Here is an 18,825-nt window from a genome sequence, read left to right as displayed (position 1 = left end):
TTCAAAAAAGGAGATATGCGGCGATGAGCAGATTTATTTATGAAGGCTCCAAAACAAAAGAAATTTCGTTTCCGCTTGGAGGCATTGGAACAGGCTGCATCGGTCTTGCCGGAAACGGCCGTTTGATCGACTGGGAAATTTTCAACCGGCCGAACAAGCAAAGCGAGAACGGGTTCAGCTTTTTTGCGGTGAAAGCTGAAGCGGACGGCGAACTTCTCGACGCCCGTGTGCTGAACGGCGATCTGTTGCCTTCTTACACCGGCAACATCCAAACGAGAAAACACGGCGGTTACGGCTTCGGGCCCAACCAGGCGACGCTGGCGGGTGTCCCCCATTTTCAGCATACACGCTTTATCGGCGAGTTTCCGTTTGCCCGTCTTCAGGCAGCCGACGATTGTTTCCCGGGCACGGTGGAGCTGACGGCTTTTAATCCGTTCATTCCGCTTAACGACAAAGATTCGAGCATTCCCGGTGCGTTTTTTGACATCGCGCTGCATAATACGACTGACCGGACGGTTACATATACGGTCAATCTTTCGCTGACGAATCCGATGCAAGATCATAAACGTTATCACCGTTATGCGAGGAATGGCAGTATTCAGCTGATCAAACTGTCGTCCCGCGGCCCTGATTTCAGCGCCCCCGAATTCGGCGACCTGTCCATTGCAACGGATGCGGAAGTAGTCAGCTATCAGGAGTATTGGTATCGCGGCGGCTGGTTCGATAATCTGGAGATGTTCTGGAGGGACTTCACCGAGGCGGCCCGATTTACGAACCGTACTTACGACCCGGCCGCGACAAAAGGTAAAGGTGGTGACGTCTGCTCCCTCGCCGCGCACTTCGTGCTGAAGCCAGGGGAAAAGAATAACGTCCGCTTCGTGATCACCTGGAGCTTCCCGAACTGCCACAATTATTGGCATCCGGAATCTTGCGGCTGCAGCGACGACGATTGCAAGCCATCGCAACCCGCAACGTGGAAAAATTATTACGAAACGCTATTTTCTGATTCCACCAAAAGCGCGGCCTACGCGCTCGAGCATTGGGAGCGGTTGTACGGCGAAACGAAGCTGTTCAAGGATGCGTTGTACTCGTCCAGTCTCCCTCCCGCCGCGCTCGACGCCGTTTCGGCCAACATTTCGATCCTGAAATCGCCGACCTGCCTGCGGCTACCGGACGGATCGTTTTACGGCTTCGAAGGCTGCATCTGCAACGAGGGCTGCTGCGAAGGCTCCTGTACCCACGTGTGGAATTACGCCTATGCCCTGCCGTTTCTTTTTCCGAAGTTGGAGCGATCCATGCGCGATCTGGATTTCAAGTACAACATCCGAGAAGACGGCAAAATGGCCTTCCGACTGCAGCTTCCGCTAGGCAGATCGACATCGGACTTCCGGGCGTGTGCTGACGGCCAGTTCGGCGGCGTGATCAAAGCGTACCGCGACTGGAAGATTTCCGGCGATACGGCATGGCTGAAATCGATATGGCCGGCCGTCAAAAAGTCGATCGAATTTGCTTGGGCCGATACGAACGAGGACGGCTGGGACGCCGACCGGGACGGCGTGCTGGAGGGCAGGCAGCATCATACTCTCGATATGGAACTGTACGGACCAAACGCCTGGCTGAACGGTTTTTATCTCACCGCGCTTAAGGCAGGCGCTGAAATGGCCCGTCATTTGGGAGAAACGGACGCGGCCGAACAATACTTGGCGCTTTTTTCCAAGGGGAAAACATGGACGGACGAACATTTATTTAACGGCCATTATTATGTCCAAACCGTCGATTTGAAGGATCGGTCCGTACTGGAGAAATACGACGAAAGCGCTGTGCGGGATTATTGGAACGACGAAGCGAAGGAAATCAAGTATCAGGTGGCGGACGGCTGCGTTATCGACCAGGTGCTGGCCCAGTGGCACGCCAACCTGTGCGGTTTGGGTGAGATTTTCGATCCGGAACAGACCCGGAAGTCCCTCGCATCCATCTACCGCCACAACTTCAAAAAAAGCATGCGAAACGTATTCAACCCATGGCGCTTGTACAGCTTGAACGACGAGGCAGGCTTAATGATTTGTACATGGCCGGAAGGCACTGTGAAACCGACCGTTCCACTCACCTACTCGACGGAAACGATGAACGGCTTCGAATATCAGGCGGCCATTCATATGATTCAGGAAGGAATGGTCGCCGAAGGCATGGAGATCGTTGAAGCGATCCGCGACCGGTACGATGGTGAACGACGGAATCCGTGGAACGAGTTCGAATGCGGAAGCAACTATGCCCGATCGATGGCCAGCTATGCGCTGCTGCTCGCTTTCAGCGGATTCGAATACGACATGACGGAGAAAAGGATCGGCTTTCAGCCCATAACCGGGGAAGTATATTTCCGCTGCTTCTGGTCGCTGGATTCAGGCTGGGGAACATTCATGCGGAAGAACGACCGAATCGAACTGAGCCTGCTTTACGGGGAACTGGAGATACGTTGCCTGAACTTGCCGTTTATGAAAGGGCAGAATGTAAACGGGATTTCATTAGACGGCACGGAAGTCCTTGACTGCAACTGGGACGAAGGAGTGTTCGTTTTCTTTTCAACCGTTCGGATAAATGCCGGGCATTCGTTGGTTATTAAGCTCGGATAGACAGACGAGTGACTATCAGTTAAAGCGGTCTGGTACTAGGTGAATAGGAGGAGGGGCTCCCCCTCCTCCTCTAGCTTGTCATTACTTATTTTTTTCAACCACGAATAGGCAAATCACGGATCTCAAGCTTTCGTTGCTGTTGTCCATACAAACCAGCGAGCACAGCGGCAATCGCCATAAAGATTGCGCTGGATGCCACGCCGAATTGCAAGCCGAACTGTTCGACCCCCACGCCTCCAACGATAGGACCGATAATCTGTCCAGCGGCAAAAAAGGCAGTGGCTATGCTAAGGCAAGACGCATACGCATGGTGAGGGACATGACGACGAAGAAGTGCAGTTGTCATCAGCGGCGGGGTAATAAAGGAAACCAGCCCGATCGTGGTGGCTCCAAGCACAGTAAATAACATATTATTAGTGGTTACCCCACTCACACCGATTGTCCCCAAGGCTAATCCCGACGCAAGCGTGTACCCGCTCGGCCATCGGTCAATGGCTCTGCCTCCGATCCATCCGTTAAACAAACCCGCAAATCCGATTCCAGACCAGATCAGCCCGGCATAGAGAGACGGAATGCCTTTGCTCACCAGATAGGGAATCAAATACGTAAAATAGATGATGTATCCTGAGCCGAAGAAGAAATAAGAAGCAATTAGGAACAGGAGCTTGTTTGGGTTCAACAGGAGACGATATACATTTTCGCTTTTTTGCTCCCGTGGCTCCGAATCGGTCGGTGCGGGTATTTTTTCGGTTCGCCTCTCTCTGGTAACAACGAACTCGAAACCCACTGCGGCAATTACACCGAATACGCCCATGATCACCCATGCATATCGCCACCCCTGCAAGTGTGAAGGATCTATGGTATAGGGGGCGAATAAACCCGTCACTAAAATGCCGGCAGATCCGCCCAGCCATATAAGGCCCGATGCCACTCCTCGTTCCGCCGGTCGAACGGCATCCATTGCAATGGACAGGACTAACACGGTAGCGAAGGCTGATAACAATCCACTGGCGAACCGCCAAAGCCCAAGCCCGATAAAATGATCACTAAATGCCGAGCCGATCAAAGTTAGTCCGAGCCATAAACACGTCATCCGATTCATGACATGCTTGTGGTCTGGAAACCGCGAGATCAAAGGAGAAAGACACAATGTCCCGACAAAATAACCGATAAAGTTGACGGTGCCGAGTATACCCAACTGTCCGTAGCTCCCCCCGATGACCCTCTGGATTCCAGGCAAAAACATGCCGTAGGAGAGCCTGGAAAAACCGAGTATGACAACAAACAATAACGATGCCCATAGAGTAATCCAATTAAATGCAGATTTTGTACCCATATACCCCATCTTCCCCCAAAATAATAAGGCGGTCCATTTATATAGCTCACTAACCATTTACGGGATCTTTGTTAAACCTGAGTCATATCATTGTGGTTGTATTTTTAGCTTTACTGGACATATGTTAGCCGCTGCTTTCCTGCAAAACAATCTCCGCTTCGATCCCCAGCTGTTCACACAGCTTGTGAATACGGCGCATGTCCTGAGTGCTGGTAACCCATTCGCAACCCAAGGTTGATGCCTCGTGAGCCGCCCATTGCAGGATATATGTCAACGCATCCGCATGGGCTTCCTTCGTAGCGAAGTCCTCCAGCACAAGCACACCGCCGCGGACCGAAGCACGCACATATGCCCAGTGCTGGTCGGCAAAGCTGCGGGCGACAAAACGTGTTTCGCCATCCGACTGGACCTGCATGGAGAGCGCTTGCAGCCATTTGCTATAGGCGCCGGACCCTGTCGGGGCTTTCGGGTTCCCCCATTCAAGTGAATCGGCAGCCAGCTTCCGCAATTCATCTTCCCCGTCTACCCGCTTCCACTGCTCACTATGGAAAGAATTTTGGAGAGTCGGTTTGAAGCGGACTTGCCAGCTGCGTTCGCCTGCCCTGATGCCATCAGCATGAAGTAGTTCGGATACCGTAACCATATCAAGACCTTTGGCGTGAGTATGGTGTACAAGCGATTTAACGGCCTGCGGCGTCTCTTTGGCGATTTCATTGGCATGAAACATTAAAATGGACCCATGATCCAGCTTAGGTATCACCCGTTCCACAAGCTGCCCGCTTGGCGGTCCCGACCAGTCGACGGTGTCCTCCCCCTCGATGACCAGATAGCTCCACTCCCGGAGCCATTCCAAATTCTCTTCCCGATAAGAGGCATATGGAAAACGCATGAAGGTCGGAACCGGCCTTCCCGTTGCTTCTTGATAAGCGAGCTCAGCCAACTTCAGCTCTTCGAAGAATACGGCTTTGGTCACATCTGCCATTCTGCGGTGATGGTAGGTATGCGTTGTAAGCTCATGGCCCCTGGCTATCATTTCTCTTGCTTTCGCCGGGAACCTATCGAACCATTCTCCTGTTAGAAAAAACGTCCCGTAGGCGCCTCCCTGCTCCAAGGCATCCAGCCATGCATCAACAGGAATCCGCATAGGACCGTCATCAAACGTAAAGGCACAGTGAGAAACCGCCGGATTGCCGCGGGTAATGACCAAATTTGACATTGTAAAACTCCCTTCTGTGATATCTTTCCACCATGATACCACTTGAACCTATTGTAAAATCCCGGTAATGTTTTGTAAAATTGAATAATATGAATAAATGGTTCGAATAACTTAAACAAAGGTGATGACAATGGATCTTCGAGCTTTAAAGACCTTCGAGGCTTGCGTGCGTCTTGGACATTTTCTGAAAGCAGCAGAGGAACTCCAATATGCTCCCTCTACGGTAACCCTTCAAATTCAACGTCTAGAAGCTGATCTTGGGGTTTCTTTATTCGTGCGCGACGGAAAACGTGTGATGGTGACCGAAGCCGGCCGATGGCTCCATCATGAGGCAGCGGTTTTACTGAAATCCATCGAAGCCATAAGGCAGACCGTCTCGGATATTGCTTCGGGGGATAACGGCTCGGTGCGTTTTGCCGCTATTGAGCCCGTCGCAAGCCAGCAGCTAGCGACCGTTGTTGCTGATTTTTACAAGACTCGACCGAAAGTGGAGTTAACGATGGAAGTAGGCGGCAGCAGATCCATAGCGGAGAGGGTTCGGGCCGGCGAATTGGATTTCGGTGTTTGCTCGGCACCCCCTTCGAAGCTCATGCTGGAGTTTGAGCCGCTGATCGAGGAAAGATTAGGAATCATGTTACATACGAATCACCCATTAGCCGATCGAGATAGTATCTCGGCGAGCGACCTCGCGGGGCATACCATTCTAGTCAAAGAACCGACTTGTATCTATCGAGAGCTTTGGGAAACGGCGATTTGTGAGTCGGGGCAAAACCTGTTTTCTTGTATGGAGGTTGGAAGCTTCTTTGTCATTCAACAAATGGTTAAGGCAGAGCTCGGCATCGGGATTGTTCCGATTTACAGCGGTCTGGAACAGGAAGGCTCCATGGACATAAGACCTATAACCGATTTGAATCCTGTCATCACGATAGGCATCGCTTATAAAGACAAAAACCTCCTAGGCAAGGCAGCATTATGGTTAATGGAAGCAATTAGGGGCATCCGTGAACCCAACACGCTACAAAATTCGACAGGGCCTGAAGGGAAAAAGACGGGGACTTAACATCTATGATAAAGAATAGCAGAAAAATGTATTATGGATTTATGGAGGTCCTTTTGGATCTCTATTTATTTTTAATATTTCACGGAATTAAATCATTATAATGATATAATGTTTTAGTCGGCAAATCGTTGTTGTTGATGAAATCGGATTTTCGCATGACATGAAAGCATACAATGGAGGATTTACCAAATGACAATTCACAAGCTCAAATCATTCATCGTATCCACTTTCCAAATAAACTGGAATCACTTTAAGTCGAAACTGCTCTTAAGATACGTGCTGTCTTATATTCTGATCTTCCTGATTCCCCTGACGGGGGTAACGATTTTTGTTTATGATAGCGCTGTCAACGGGCTTCGTTCCGAGATTGAACAATCCAACATTAATCAATTGAACCAGATGAAAATGACCATCGACTCTCGTATCGCAGAGCTTCGGGAGATTTCCGGCCGAATCGCTTATGACAGACGTTTAACCCCTTATATGGTTCGTGATTCTTATTATAGAGTTGAAGCCATTCAAGCTTTGGCTAATTATAAGGCAAACAGCAGCATCATTGAAGACATCTTTTTATACTATCATAACGACCCAGTTGTCTATTCTTACCGCGGTCTGACAAATGTTAACGTGGCGTTCGATTCCTATTATCGTTATGAGAATTGGAGTTTGGAGGATGTCATCCTTGCTCTGAACGAAACAAATCAGATGGTAATACGCCCTGCTGAGAATGTTACGATCAACAGCTCTAGACAGGAGGCGATGCTGACCGTAATCGTACCCATTAAGCCAAATGCCCCCTATCCTTACGGAAGTGTCATATATATGGTGAAAGAGTCCAATCTTACCGGGGTCATGGATTCCATTCTTAGCGATTTCACCGGGAGCAGCTATATTTTCAATCAAAAGGATGAAGTGCTAACAGCCAACAATCACGGCGTATCCCTGTCTCAAGAGCATCTCGGGACATTGGCTGCGCTTGATGCCGGCATACACAATCTCTCCCTGAACAATGACAAGTATTCCGTCGTATCCGTCAAATCCCGGGAGAATGGATGGAACTACATGACCATCATGCCAAGCTACCAGTTCTTCGGCCGGGTCGCTCATGTACAGACGCTCATTCTGCTGGTGTTTGGCATCGCAGTCATAACCGGAGTGCTCGCCGCCTTTGTGCTGGCTAAACGCCAGTATCACCCGATTAAGGATTTGATGGAATTCGCCAAGCTCAGAGTCAATGATACCCCAGAGCCAAAAACGCGCAATGAATGGGAATGGATTCGTCAGACCCTTCACGATTACAGTGCCCGAATCGATATGCAGGAGCCCTTCGTGCGCAACCAGTGCATGCTGCTTCTACTGAAGCACGGCAAGCCGGATGATCCCGAAATCGAGCAAATGATCGCCGGAGTTGGACTGGAACCTCCCCAAGAACAAGTCATTTATTTCTGTGTGATTCTGTCCTGGGAAGAAAACGATGCGGCCGAGGAAGTCCAGCATGATCGTCAACAGGTGCATGAAATTCTCAGCTATGCTGAGCCATCAGGGCTTCAAGCAAATATTTATGGCGTTGAATTTTCAGCCGATAATCAATTTGCGCTGATTGTATCCCTTCCTGACTCTGGTCAAGATTTGCTGAAGATCCGGATGGAGCAGATTATTCATGCGGTCCAGGCATTGATCACTGAGAACACTCGGCTCGATCCGAGCATGGGTGTAGGTACGCCTTACCGGGATTTGGGGCAACTGAACCAATCCTTCATCGAAGCCGCAACCGCTCTGGAGCACCGAATGGTTGGCAGCAGCCGTATCACCTATTTCGACCAGTTGGCTGAGCAGAATTATCCTGTCGCCAAAGGCGTGTGGCTTCCAAGAAAGTCGCTGCTCAAGCTGGAGCAAAGCCTAAAGCAAGGCAACGAGTCGGTGGCTGTGCAGATGATCGCCGAGATGATGGAGACCATCCGGAGCGAACCGCTGCAGATTCATCTGCTGCGCTGCATTTGCTTCGATCTGCTGAACGCACTGCTTCGGTCCGCCTCTGAGGTCGGAATGAACGAAGTTTTCAGCAACATCTCGGACTATACGTCGTTTGAAACGCTGGAGGAATTTGAGGATAAGCTGTTGTCGCTGACGGCAGAGGTTTGCGAGAAGGTTGAGCGTAACCATGAGCAAGCAGCGCCTAAACTGATCGATGATATCGTACATTATGTGAATCAGCAGTTTGCCGACTATACGCTCAGCCTGGAGCATGTTGCCCTTAAATTTTCCGTCTCTACCTCTTACTTGAGCCGCAGCTTTAAAGAGAAGACCGGGATCAGTTTCTCCCAGTATATCTGGAAGAGGCGTACGGAGGAAGTCATTCGGCTGCTTGTGACGACAAGCGCTCCCCTGAAGGAAATCATCGAACAGGTGGGCTACCTGGATGCACCCAATTTCATCCGCAAATTCAAGAAAGAAACCGGGCTTACGCCCGGTCAGTACCGCAAACAACATCACTCGAACAGGCTGGATATCTAACAGAAAGGCCCTTTAGGAGACTATGTCTCAAAAGGGCCCTTCTGTTTCTACTTCACTCACGCTTCACTCACTGTGGTTCGTTCAAGATATGCTCTACCAGCTCATCGACCGGCACGGTAGCCAGTGCAATTGCAGTGTCGGTGACACCATAATAGATATAGAGCAGGCCGTCTTTGACCACGTTTCCTGTCGGGAACACCACATTCGGAATTTGATAACCGAATTTCTCATAATAGGTTTCCGGTTCCATAATGAAAGTCTTCGTTCTTGCTATGACCTTCTCAGGGTTGTTCAGGTCAAGAAGCATCGCCCCAACACGGTAAACGACCTGATCATCAACGCCGTGGTAAAGGACCAGCCAGCCTTTATCGGTTCGCACAGGTGGCGTTGCTCCGCCGATTTTCCTGGATTCCCAAGAAGGATTCTCGGCCTTGGCCAGAAGCTTCGGCTCTTCCCAATGAACCAGATCCTCGGAGTACGTAATCCATATCGCAGCGCTGTCCGTTCTGTAAGCAGCACCCACGTATTCCTCCGGACGGCGCAGCAATACATATTTTCCGTTAATCTTCTCAGGGAACAAAATGTTGTCACGGTCATTGATGTTGAGCGGTGTCGTATCGGCAACGAATTCCCAGTCGATCAGATTGTCTGACTTTAGAATCGAAGAGCGAGTGAGCCAGTGGCCTTCCTCCTCCCCCCAGCCGTCCGGATATTTCGGAATCGACCGCTCCGGTATGCCCGCTCCTGTCGGATAGTAACTCATGGCGCATGGCCTAAGGGCATAGTTTAAATAGTACGTGCCGTCCATTTTGACGATCCGCGGGTCCTGGACGCTTCCATATGGAAAGCCCAGCATGTCAGGCGTCACGATCGGCTCGTCTTTCACGTGCGTAAAATTCACTCCGTCTTCACTCTCGAGCAGTCCCAAAACATTCTTACAAGGCGTTAGCGAGCCTGCGGTACGTTCGATCATGTAAAACTTGCCGTTGTCTATAATAACCGCAGGATTGAATACGGTGACTTTACGCCAGTCGTATTTTCCCGGAACGACGATCGGATTGCTCGGATGTCTCGTAATTTTCATTGGCTATGCCTCCACATTTGCATGATCTTCAGGATTGAATCAGGCCTTCTTGCATTCATAGGTACGCCTGAAGCAGGCATCCCACCTCTCCAGGCCACCTTTTCCTTAAAAGCTTCTGTCATCTCAAGTGCTTCAGTTTGTAGGCACCTTTCGGTTAAACACAATTTTATGTTTAGCTCGACTTCCAGCGGTCATATGCACCTTGATAGATTTCGACGACCCGGTCAGCACCCATTTTCTTCATTGTGTTCAGGTAGTTGTCCCAATTGGACAATGGTTCTGCTCCAGTAACGAATTTGGCCTCCATCTGTTGTACATACGTGCTCAGATCCGAGTTCAGACTGTTGATCTCGGTTTGCTCTTCAACGGTAAGGAACAAGGCAGGGAACGGGGGTCTGGCTCCGCGATCAAGCAGCTTTTCCTTCGTTTCTTTTTCAACCCACAGATCAAAGTCGGTCTTTAATCCTTTATTGATATCGTCCGTGTTGATGGTAGGAGCCGGAATGCCGTAGTTTGGCGTCAAAGTCGCACGGTAATCCTCCATTTCCATGCCGTCCGGAACAGGCAGATAGCGCTTCACACGATTGGCTTCATCCGTGTACTCCCACAGCATGCCTTCTGGTCCTTTGTTGAAAAAGAGCGATCCTTCATAAGAGTAAAGGTAGTCCACCCAACGCATCGATGCTTCAGGGGCGGGATTGGTAACCGAGATGGCAAAAGCCCCTGTCGTAATCCCTCTGTTCTTGGCGATGGCCGGCTTGTCTACCAAATCGCTCTTCACCGGAGCAAACATCGGATCTTGGGTGGACGGTTCCCCGCCTTTGGTCATGTAGGCATGCCAGTCGGAGAACAGGGCCACCTGATTGTTCTGTGCCTTGGCCTTTTTCTGTTCTGCGGTTTGCGAATAGCTTTCGTGGTCGAGCAGATCCTCTTTCCATAGACGGTTCATATAGACCAGATACTCTCGGAAGCCCTCTTCTATCGGGGTATAATGAACAACATCCTCATCGTCTACATAAATTTCGTCTTCATAGACACCGAAAGCGCCAAGAAGCCAAGTACGAATATCCCGAGCATTGGTCGTCGCCGTCGATACGGAAGAGATCGGGATTTCATCGGCAACTCCATTGCCGTTCGGATCCTCTTCTTTTACCCGCTTCAGGAAGGTATAGAGCTCCTCGGTCGTCTCCGGAAGGTTATCAATATTCAGGGCCTCCAGGAAATCACCGTTGTACCACAGCGGGTTCCGATACCAATGCTGGCTTAAATCGACCGCAGGCAAGGAGTAGATATGTCCATCCGGAGCCGTAATGGATTTACGGATCTCCGGAATTTCATCCATCAGCGCCTTGAAGTTCGGAGCATATTCCTCGATAAGCTCCTCCAGCGGAATCAGAATTCCCTGCTCGCCATAGTTCATCTGTTCGGCCGCAGTCAAACCTGCAGCATAGAAGACATCCGGGTAATCGCCGCTGGCAAATACGAGGTTCTTCTTCGTATCAAAGCTATCCTTCGGTGCATTCAAGTATCGGAATGAAATGCCCGTCTTTTCCTCCATCTGCTGCAGCACGACCATATCCTTCCAGTTCTGAACACCGACATCAGGTGCCATCATGGTCAGCGTAATCGGTTCATTCATAATCGGGAAGCCCTCTTTATTCACAGCGGCTGCTTCTGTTGACTTCGTTCCGGTAGAATTCGTATCGCTGGCCGAACTGCATCCGGCGAGCAGGGACAGGACTGTCATGCCCGTCAACACCAGCTTCCACGGTTTGCTTGTCATCTTCATTCATGTTTCCTCCCTTTGAATACACAAACTCTTTTTGATAAAACGCTTACATTATCCTTTTACAGAACCGATCATGACCCCTTGAACAAAGTAACGCTGTAAAAAAGGATAGAGAGCCACAATCGGCAGCGTCGATACGACGATAACCCCGTATTTGATCAGGGATGCGGTTTCGGCTTTGGAATTCATTGCCCTGGCCGCATCCCCGCTGATTCCGGCACCAGTCGTTTCCGCCGTCATTTCCTGAAGAACCAAAATTTGCCGTAGTACCATCTGCAGAGGATACTTGCTCTCATCGTTGAGATAGATCAGAGCCGGAAAATAGCTGTTCCAGTGACTGACTCCATAAAACAATGCCATGACTGCAATAATCGGCGCGGACAGCGGCAGAATAATGCGGGCGAACAGCTTCAGGTTGGTACAGCCGTCCATATATGCCGCTTCCTGCAGTTCCTTCGGGATCGTCGACTGGAAGAATGTCCGGGCAACGATGATATTCCATACCGATGCTGCTACGGGAAGAATGAGCGCCCCCATCGAGTTGATCAGCCCCAAATTCCGGACGACGAGATACGTTGGCACAAGCCCCCCGGTAAAAAACATCGTGAACAGAATAAATCCCAAGAACAGTTGACGACCGACCAAATCTGACCTGCTGAGTGCATAGGCTGCAGGCAGTGTCACGGCCAGGTTCAACAGCGTACCTATCCCAGTATAAACGATCGTGTTCAGATATCCGTTCCAAATCTTCGGGTTTTCGAAGACCAGCTGGTATCCGGCCCAGGTAATCTCTTTGGGAAACAGCCACATCGCACCGGAATTCACCTGCTGCGGGCTGCTGATCGATGCGCTGAGAATATAAATGAGCGGATACAGAACAACAATCAGAGCAATGGATAAATAGACATAGACGCTGCCAAGAAAAATCTTGTCCCACTTCGATTCCTTCATTGCGGTAACCAATGTACTTCCCTCCTTTCTACCATAGGCTGTTCTCGCTGGTGCGTCTAGCAATCCGGTTGACCGTTACCAGTAGAATGACGTTGATAACGGAGTTGAACAGGCCAACGGCTGTCGAGAAGCTGTACTGCGCATCTACCAGACCGGTTCGGTAAACATAAGTTGAAATGACATCGGAAGACTCCATATTCAGTGAGTTTTGCAGCAGCAGTATTTTTTCGAAGCCAATCGTAAGAATATTGCCCATGTTCAAAATCAACAAAATGGTGATCGTCGGGAGTATGGCCGGCAGGTTGATGTGCAACAATCGTTTGAAACGACTCGCTCCATCCACTATCGCGGCTTCATGCTGCTGGGGATCGACACCGGACAGCGCAGCCAGATAGATAATGGTCCCCCATCCAGTGCTTTGCCAGACCCCGGACAGAACGTATACGGTCTTGAACCAAGCCGGATCCGACAGAAAGTTTGGCGCATCGATGCCCATCCATTTGATAAATTGGATCAGTATGCCTGTGGACGGCGATAAAAAGGTAATAATCATACCCGCCATGACAACAACGGATATAAAATGAGGCGCATACGTAACGGTCTGGACGATTTTCTTGAAAGGACCCGTCCGGATTTCGTTAAAAGCGAGCGCCAGGATGATCGGCAGCGGAAACCCGATTAACAGCTCGTAGAAGCTGAGGCTGAACGTATTCCAGAGCAGATCCCAGAAATAGTAGGAATTGAAGAAACGTTCGAAATGATCGAAGCCCACCCATGGGCTGTCCATGATTCCTTTGCTGGGGATAAAGTTCTTAAAGGCAATCTGGATACCATACATCGGCGCATAGTGAAATACAAGGAAATACAGTAAGGCCGGCACCAAGAACAGATAGAGTTCCCAGTTCACCCTGATTCTTTTACCAAGGGACGTTTGGTTTACATCTGGATAAGGCGGCTTCGTTTCGCGATGGATGGAACGTCTTCCGGATATCACAGCAAGTAGTCTTCTTCCCCTCATGTTTCCCCCTCCTCTCTTACCTATCGATTCATGTCAGGTTATCTGGTTCACTCACGTACATCACGTTTCAGTGAATAACAGGTAACGCTTACATTCCAAAGTGTAGAGAAGACAGCATGATATCGTAAATGTGTAAGATGTGCATTGTCATCCGTCTGTCCGGCGAAATCCCGCTGCTATCATTTTTTTCTCATCCAAATTGTCGCGATCCATGCTCATATACGATCTGGAAAATATGTAACATATGAACCTATTATCAAGTTTCATAAGTTACATATTGCGCTCCATCTAGCTGCCCGAGCCAATAGGATAATTCTAATGAACCTGCCAGATCGAACGATGTATAGATCCTAGGTGGTGTCACGTCAACCATGTGCTGAGTCATCAGACCATGCATAGAGAGACCAAAGACTTAGACATATAGTTGCATTTTTTTATAATTAAATCATTTTTAGTAATTTTTGGTTGTTATGACATTCTAGGTGTGTTACATTATCTCTGATTTTATACATTGAAATAATAAGGAGGACGATGAATGTGAAGGATCGAAAAAAAATGGGTGTCGGTTGGTTGCGCGTTATGTTGGCCACCCTGACGCTTATAGTCGCGGCTCCCGTCTCCACGATGTTTGCCGACGAACCCGAATTGGAATCCAGAGCTGTGGAAGGAACTGTTGAATCTACCCCTAACATCACGATTATTCGTGCCAACGGGGATGTCGTCACCCCGATGGGAGCAGGCGAGTGGGATTACCTCGGTAAACTCTCAACGGTTTCCTCACAAAACCCTGCAAACTACGTTCACTCTGGCGGCGGTGATTTCAAGTTCCAGGTTGAGAGCGGTCCGGGCGGCGGGGCCTGGTATCAGCTGCGGGAATATGATCCGGGCAGCAATACCGACGAAATTGTGACTGGCTATGAATACTTTCTGTACCCTGGCGACACACTGATCTATCGGGGAATTAGCAACTATGTCGACGGGGACAACAAGAAGGCAGAATTTTACGTTTATGAAAGCTTCAGTGGATCCGGTTCTGTGAAGTTTTGGGATTAAACAACCGGGATTGAAATGATAACTAAGTCATTGTGAATACTCTCATTAGCATATTAAAAGACCAACTTATCATTAGAGTTGGTCTTTTAATATGCTTTAATTAAATGACTCCACATCATAATCTTAATAGGGATACCTCTGTACAACATCTAGGTACGGTTTGAACCTATTCATCTCATTCATGTCGTCTGACACCGCCATCCCGAAGCCCAGCTACCTTTAATTCACATTTTCGAACCCCCCTCACGGCTACATTAGGCGGTGTATTTCTACTAGCCAGAATTTCTCATAAAATTTATTGGGTGTGGGCATCAAGAGCTTCTATAGCTGCTTCAATAGAAGCAATGCGTCTTTCAAGTAACGTTTTTTGAGGACTACCTTCTTTAGCGTGACCATACTGTTTTTCAACAGATGGAAGGATATCAACTATGACATTTCGGGCTTCAAGGATGTTTTCCTTCTCGTATGAAAATTCTGTTCCATACCAAGCATTTTCTAGACTATCTAAGGCGATTTTCACTGCATCCAGCCGTTTCTTAGCGAGGGTTGCATTTGATCCTTTCTCAATCATATTCTTATAGGTTTTTTCGAGTTTGCTTAAAGTGGACTGCATCGATTTTATCAACAATGTTTGGCGTTCTGGGCTAACAGCTTTCATTTTTTCAAACCTCACTTGTTATGTATTTGTACTGAACGTAAGTGCGAAATCCAAAGGCCGCTGCACCCACTCCTGAGCTTTCGTTTCCAATATAAGTGTACAACATGTATGCAAGTGCAAAGATAAAGCGGGCATACCCTTGATTTCCCTAATATCAATATAAAAAGATTATCGTTGTACTTTAATGTTTTCTCTTAAGATGGTTGGTCATGACTCAATGACAAAAACTTATCTACTCAAAACAAAAAAACCGCAACTTATGCGGCTTTCATTGTTTATATCTTTGGTTGTTCTCGCTCATAGCCCCCCCGACCAATAGATCTTTTGGGACAAGACAAATTGTTGATAGTACGAAGGGATCGCCGTGAACGTTCTCCATCTCCTTATTGTAAGCGGCTCTTCGGTGGCCGCAGCGCCCACGAGAAGATATTTAGTGCAGCGTATGAAAGTGGGAGGATCAGATTAAACCCGTAATCACCATAATCGTTAGCAAATGCATGGGATAATACCGCACCCGTCATTAAAAAGAAGATACCAGCGTGAACCCATTCTTTGAGTCGAGGTAAACCTGGCACGACAAGAGCGATGGCTCCAAGCACTTTCCAAATCCCGAGAATGGTCAGGACGTATAATGGGTAGCCCAGATTCGTCACCAACTCGAGGTTTCCTCCAAATTGCATCAGTTGTCCGATACCACTTAACATCATAGCTGCTGCGAGTAGCACTGTGACTGTCCAATAAGTTACCATTTTTCCGAGCGGACGGGCATTTACTTTCATCGTTGTTTCCACACCGATCATCTTATTCATTAGTTTCCACCTCATCAATATAAGTTCTCTTCATTACAAAGAACGAGCCCCGAATGGTTCCGGCTAATTTCGACTTCTGCCTGGCAAACTTAAACTTCCCTTCTAACTCCTCTGGTACCTCCATCCCCTCCGAAAGCTTAAAACCAACGGCCCGCTTCTTCGGGTCATCCACCGTATACATGACATTGAGTCCTAAACCATTCTCATAAAAGACATAGGCAAATTGGATGTTATCCACTTGAAAGCGCGACGTTTCTAACGGTTTAGCCGCAAACTCAAGATGTCGTTCTTCTTTCAATATTCGGTTCACATATTCAAGGGTCTCCTGACTCTCGCTGGCGGGTACAACCGTAAATTCATGCTTATATTTGTTCATAAAGTAACGGGATTCATTCGCTCGTAACCCAGCAAGCGCATCTGCTACGGGTGAAGATTCTAAACCAACCGTAGACACATTTTTAAAATCAACGATATTCGACATGTTCATCCCTCCTTATTTCCTGACAACGGGAATCCACATTTCCCCAAATGCGAGGCCGTTTCGCTGCCCCATCTCAACCGTTGCATTTGGCCCGCCGACATAGGCGAAATTCTTGGCTTCCGGCAATACTTGACCAAAGGCAATGCCAGCAAGTTTATTACTCAACTCATCAGCCGACTTCCCTTCCCCTTTTACAACGAGGTATTCCCCTTTAGGAAATTGGATAACGCGGGTTGCTTCGGGTACCGATTCCTCTGTCACAACCCCAGCGTAGTACATCATCTTGTTATTCACCGCTTCGTTTACGGCAAAAATGTAGTCATTTGCAGCGATGGCCTTTAACGTGTCCAGCCTTCCATCTTGTTTCACGGCCTCCCAAAAGTCGGCCTTCTCCTTGCTTATGCCAGCATAGTCTGTATAATCGCTCTGAAGCTCCGTTCCAATTCCTAATAGGATAAAGCTGTCTTTTTCCTCAAGCGTATAATTTGTCATATTCAATCCCTGCCTCTTCTTTAGATTTCTTTTTACTTGATGGGTTTATCATATTCTTAAATCGTGTCAAAAAGTGATACTGTTTATGGAGTCGATGAAAAAAGGTCATACGGATCAATATCATCATGCGGTATATCGAGAACCATGCGCCAATCTAGACCATCATCTAATGGGCTAAGTAATCGATGTCTTCCGTATTCCACCCATGAAAAATCCCCTTCAAGTAAACCTAATGCGCATTTTACACATTGTCTACTTAAAGGGGATTATCTGCGACTTGATGTTTTCATCATCAAGAAAGTTCACCCAGTGGCTTCCTTTTCATATGACCAGACTGAATAAGTTTTTCGTTGCTCTGCGACTTAAATGTTCACTTATGTTCTTTTGCTTTTCGTGATCACCTCATTTCCGTTTGTTTTTTAGATATATATTTCTGTAACTATTTTTATAGCATCCTTAGCTATAATGAACGTATCACAATTAAGAATATCATATACATTCAGCGAGTTTGCTTCAGTTGTCTGCACCTCAGGAATGTTATTTGCGCTTTTATACACAAGGTGATCCACCTCAGGAGTTACGAGAAGCACTTTCTTATTGGCATCAAGAGCTTTAAGCATGGCGACGATCGATTTTGTCCTGTAGCTTTCAAGTGTAATACGGTCAACTACAATGAGTTCGTTATCTTGTACTTTGGCGGATAGAGCTGATTTGATCGCAAGACGTTTAACCTTTTTATTGAGACGATATCCATAGTCACGAGGTTTGGGACCGAAGGCAATACCTCCGTGACGCCAGTGCGGCATACGAATGGAACCCGCTCTAGATTTATTAATTTTATTTTGTTTATAGGGTTTTCTGCCACCACCTCTAACTTCGCCACGAGTTAAAGTCGAGTGTGTCCCGCTACGCTTGTTCGCAAGATAGTTCACAACAGCTTCATGCAGAACCGATTCATTGGGGATAATGCCGAAGATGGATTCTTCAAGTTCCATTTCACCCATAATTTTACCTTCCATATTATAAATAGAGACGTTTAACAATCTTAGCTACCTCCTGATTATCATCATAAAAAGTGGATTTTATATAGGAACGTATAGCTCAAAAGTGAGCAGAAATCATGATAATCAGTTGTTTTATTAGATTTAGAAAATCAACCTTTTCTTCCTACTCACTTATATTGCAATCGAAGTATGTACGATAACATCCATCACTTCGACCCCCTCCTGGTGCAAATTTAAATGGGTTATATCCCATGTTCCCTACATCTACACGATAGCAGATTGAAAAATCATGATCTATATACAAAACGATGCTGTAGTATTTTATATTAGTTAACATATATCTGTTGCTAATTAACTTATAAGTGGATACTCAGTGTTCCGAAACTCTTCTTTTTATTATAAAAAACCCCTTCAAGAATCGTGCTCGATTTAGCACATTTGAAGGGGAACGTTGGTATCTATTTCTGATATATTATTTTTCGGATAGCATAGGTTGATAAAAAGAATGATTCTGAGAGCTCCTCGACGGAAGCGCCAGATAAATAGGCATTCAGAATATCATCATTTCTTTTGTTAATCTCTTTTCGTGCGCCAGACAGCTCTCCCCAGACTTTATATTCATTTTTTCTAGCTGGTATATAGAGGTATTCACCTTGAACATATTCCTGTAATTTTTCAACTAATTCCTCCGGCAAGACGACAGAAGCATTAATATATCTCACGAGCGACT

The 18,825-nt window shown here is 47.7% G+C and carries 16 protein-coding genes; 4 read left to right on the top strand and 12 right to left on the bottom strand.

Annotated elements, in window-relative coordinates; translation table 11 throughout:
- Positions 1–23 precede the first annotated feature (23 nt).
- Positions 24–2,630, top strand: a complete 2,607-nt coding sequence (locus ACETK5_RS11090) for a GH116 family glycosyl-hydrolase (RefSeq protein ID WP_394055621.1) — start codon at positions 24–26, stop codon at positions 2,628–2,630.
- A 94-nt stretch (positions 2,631–2,724) separates the two neighbouring features.
- Here the strand turns inward: ACETK5_RS11090 and ACETK5_RS11085 are convergent, their stop codons facing one another.
- Positions 2,725–3,966 (bottom strand): YbfB/YjiJ family MFS transporter, encoded by a 1,242-nt coding sequence (locus ACETK5_RS11085; RefSeq protein ID WP_394055619.1) that lies wholly within the window; start codon positions 3,964–3,966, stop codon positions 2,725–2,727.
- Between the two features lie 124 nt (positions 3,967–4,090).
- A complete protein-coding gene (locus ACETK5_RS11080; protein ID WP_394055617.1) occupies positions 4,091–5,182 on the bottom strand; it encodes a polysaccharide deacetylase family protein in 1,092 nt (363 codons plus the stop codon).
- Between the two features lie 130 nt (positions 5,183–5,312).
- On the opposite strand from ACETK5_RS11080, the gene ACETK5_RS11075 reads away from it, so the two are divergent.
- A complete protein-coding gene (locus ACETK5_RS11075; protein WP_394055615.1) occupies positions 5,313–6,242 on the top strand; it encodes a LysR family transcriptional regulator in 930 nt (309 codons plus the stop codon).
- Positions 6,243–6,431: 189 nt separating this feature from the next.
- Positions 6,432–8,756, top strand: a complete 2,325-nt coding sequence (locus ACETK5_RS11070; protein ID WP_394055613.1) for a helix-turn-helix domain-containing protein — start codon at positions 6,432–6,434, stop codon at positions 8,754–8,756.
- Positions 8,757–8,823: 67 nt separating this feature from the next.
- Here ACETK5_RS11070 and ACETK5_RS11065 read toward each other — a convergent pair whose 3' ends face one another.
- From ACETK5_RS11065 to ACETK5_RS11050, 4 genes are all read right to left on the bottom strand, one after another.
- On the bottom strand, positions 8,824–9,840 hold the full coding sequence (locus tag ACETK5_RS11065) for a glycoside hydrolase family 130 protein (protein ID WP_394055611.1): 1,017 nt from the start codon (positions 9,838–9,840) through the stop codon (positions 8,824–8,826).
- 172 nt (positions 9,841–10,012) lie between these two features.
- Complete coding sequence (locus ACETK5_RS11060; protein WP_326113523.1) at positions 10,013–11,629, bottom strand: extracellular solute-binding protein; 1,617 nt, start codon at positions 11,627–11,629, stop codon at positions 10,013–10,015.
- 51 nt (positions 11,630–11,680) lie between these two features.
- Positions 11,681–12,592: a carbohydrate ABC transporter permease gene (locus ACETK5_RS11055; protein ID WP_100537356.1), complete on the bottom strand. Its 912-nt coding sequence runs from the start codon at positions 12,590–12,592 to the stop codon at positions 11,681–11,683.
- 16 nt (positions 12,593–12,608) lie between these two features.
- On the bottom strand, positions 12,609–13,598 hold the full coding sequence (locus ACETK5_RS11050) for an ABC transporter permease (protein WP_394055608.1): 990 nt from the start codon (positions 13,596–13,598) through the stop codon (positions 12,609–12,611).
- A 537-nt stretch (positions 13,599–14,135) separates the two neighbouring features.
- On the opposite strand from ACETK5_RS11050, the gene ACETK5_RS11045 reads away from it, so the two are divergent.
- Positions 14,136–14,651, top strand: a complete 516-nt coding sequence (locus tag ACETK5_RS11045) for a hypothetical protein (protein WP_127592891.1) — start codon at positions 14,136–14,138, stop codon at positions 14,649–14,651.
- Positions 14,652–14,946: 295 nt separating this feature from the next.
- Here ACETK5_RS11045 and ACETK5_RS11040 read toward each other — a convergent pair whose 3' ends face one another.
- The 6 genes from ACETK5_RS11040 to ACETK5_RS11015 all read right to left on the bottom strand — a co-directional run bounded on the left by ACETK5_RS11040 (position 14,947) and on the right by ACETK5_RS11015 (position 18,817).
- Entirely contained in the window at positions 14,947–15,309 is a 363-nt protein-coding gene (locus ACETK5_RS11040) for a hypothetical protein (protein ID WP_100537359.1), read from the bottom strand.
- Between the two features lie 383 nt (positions 15,310–15,692).
- Complete coding sequence (locus tag ACETK5_RS11035) at positions 15,693–16,118, bottom strand: DoxX family protein (RefSeq protein ID WP_394055606.1); 426 nt, start codon at positions 16,116–16,118, stop codon at positions 15,693–15,695.
- A complete protein-coding gene (locus tag ACETK5_RS11030) occupies positions 16,111–16,599 on the bottom strand; it encodes a phage tail protein (RefSeq protein WP_100537361.1) in 489 nt (162 codons plus the stop codon). The genes ACETK5_RS11035 and ACETK5_RS11030 overlap by 8 nt, the downstream gene beginning before the upstream one ends.
- A gap of 12 nt (positions 16,600–16,611) precedes the next feature.
- Positions 16,612–17,091, bottom strand: coding sequence for a GyrI-like domain-containing protein (locus ACETK5_RS11025; RefSeq protein WP_394057394.1), 480 nt, complete (start codon positions 17,089–17,091; stop codon positions 16,612–16,614).
- Positions 17,092–17,510: 419 nt separating this feature from the next.
- Positions 17,511–18,110: a 50S ribosomal protein L4 gene (gene rplD, locus ACETK5_RS11020; RefSeq protein ID WP_394057392.1), complete on the bottom strand. Its 600-nt coding sequence runs from the start codon at positions 18,108–18,110 to the stop codon at positions 17,511–17,513.
- Between the two features lie 443 nt (positions 18,111–18,553).
- The gene (locus tag ACETK5_RS11015; protein ID WP_100537364.1) at positions 18,554–18,817 is read right to left on the bottom strand and encodes a CD3324 family protein; all 264 of its coding nucleotides are present in this window, start codon (positions 18,815–18,817) and stop codon (positions 18,554–18,556) included.
- Between the last annotated feature and the right edge of the window lie 8 nt (positions 18,818–18,825).

It is taken from the genome of Paenibacillus ilasis (assembly GCF_043195395.1).
Taxonomy (GTDB): Bacteria; Bacillota; Bacilli; order Paenibacillales; family Paenibacillaceae; genus Paenibacillus_AQ; species Paenibacillus_AQ lautus.
Note: the sequence above shows the minus strand (reverse complement) of the source record. Positions and strands in the feature narration are given on the sequence as shown.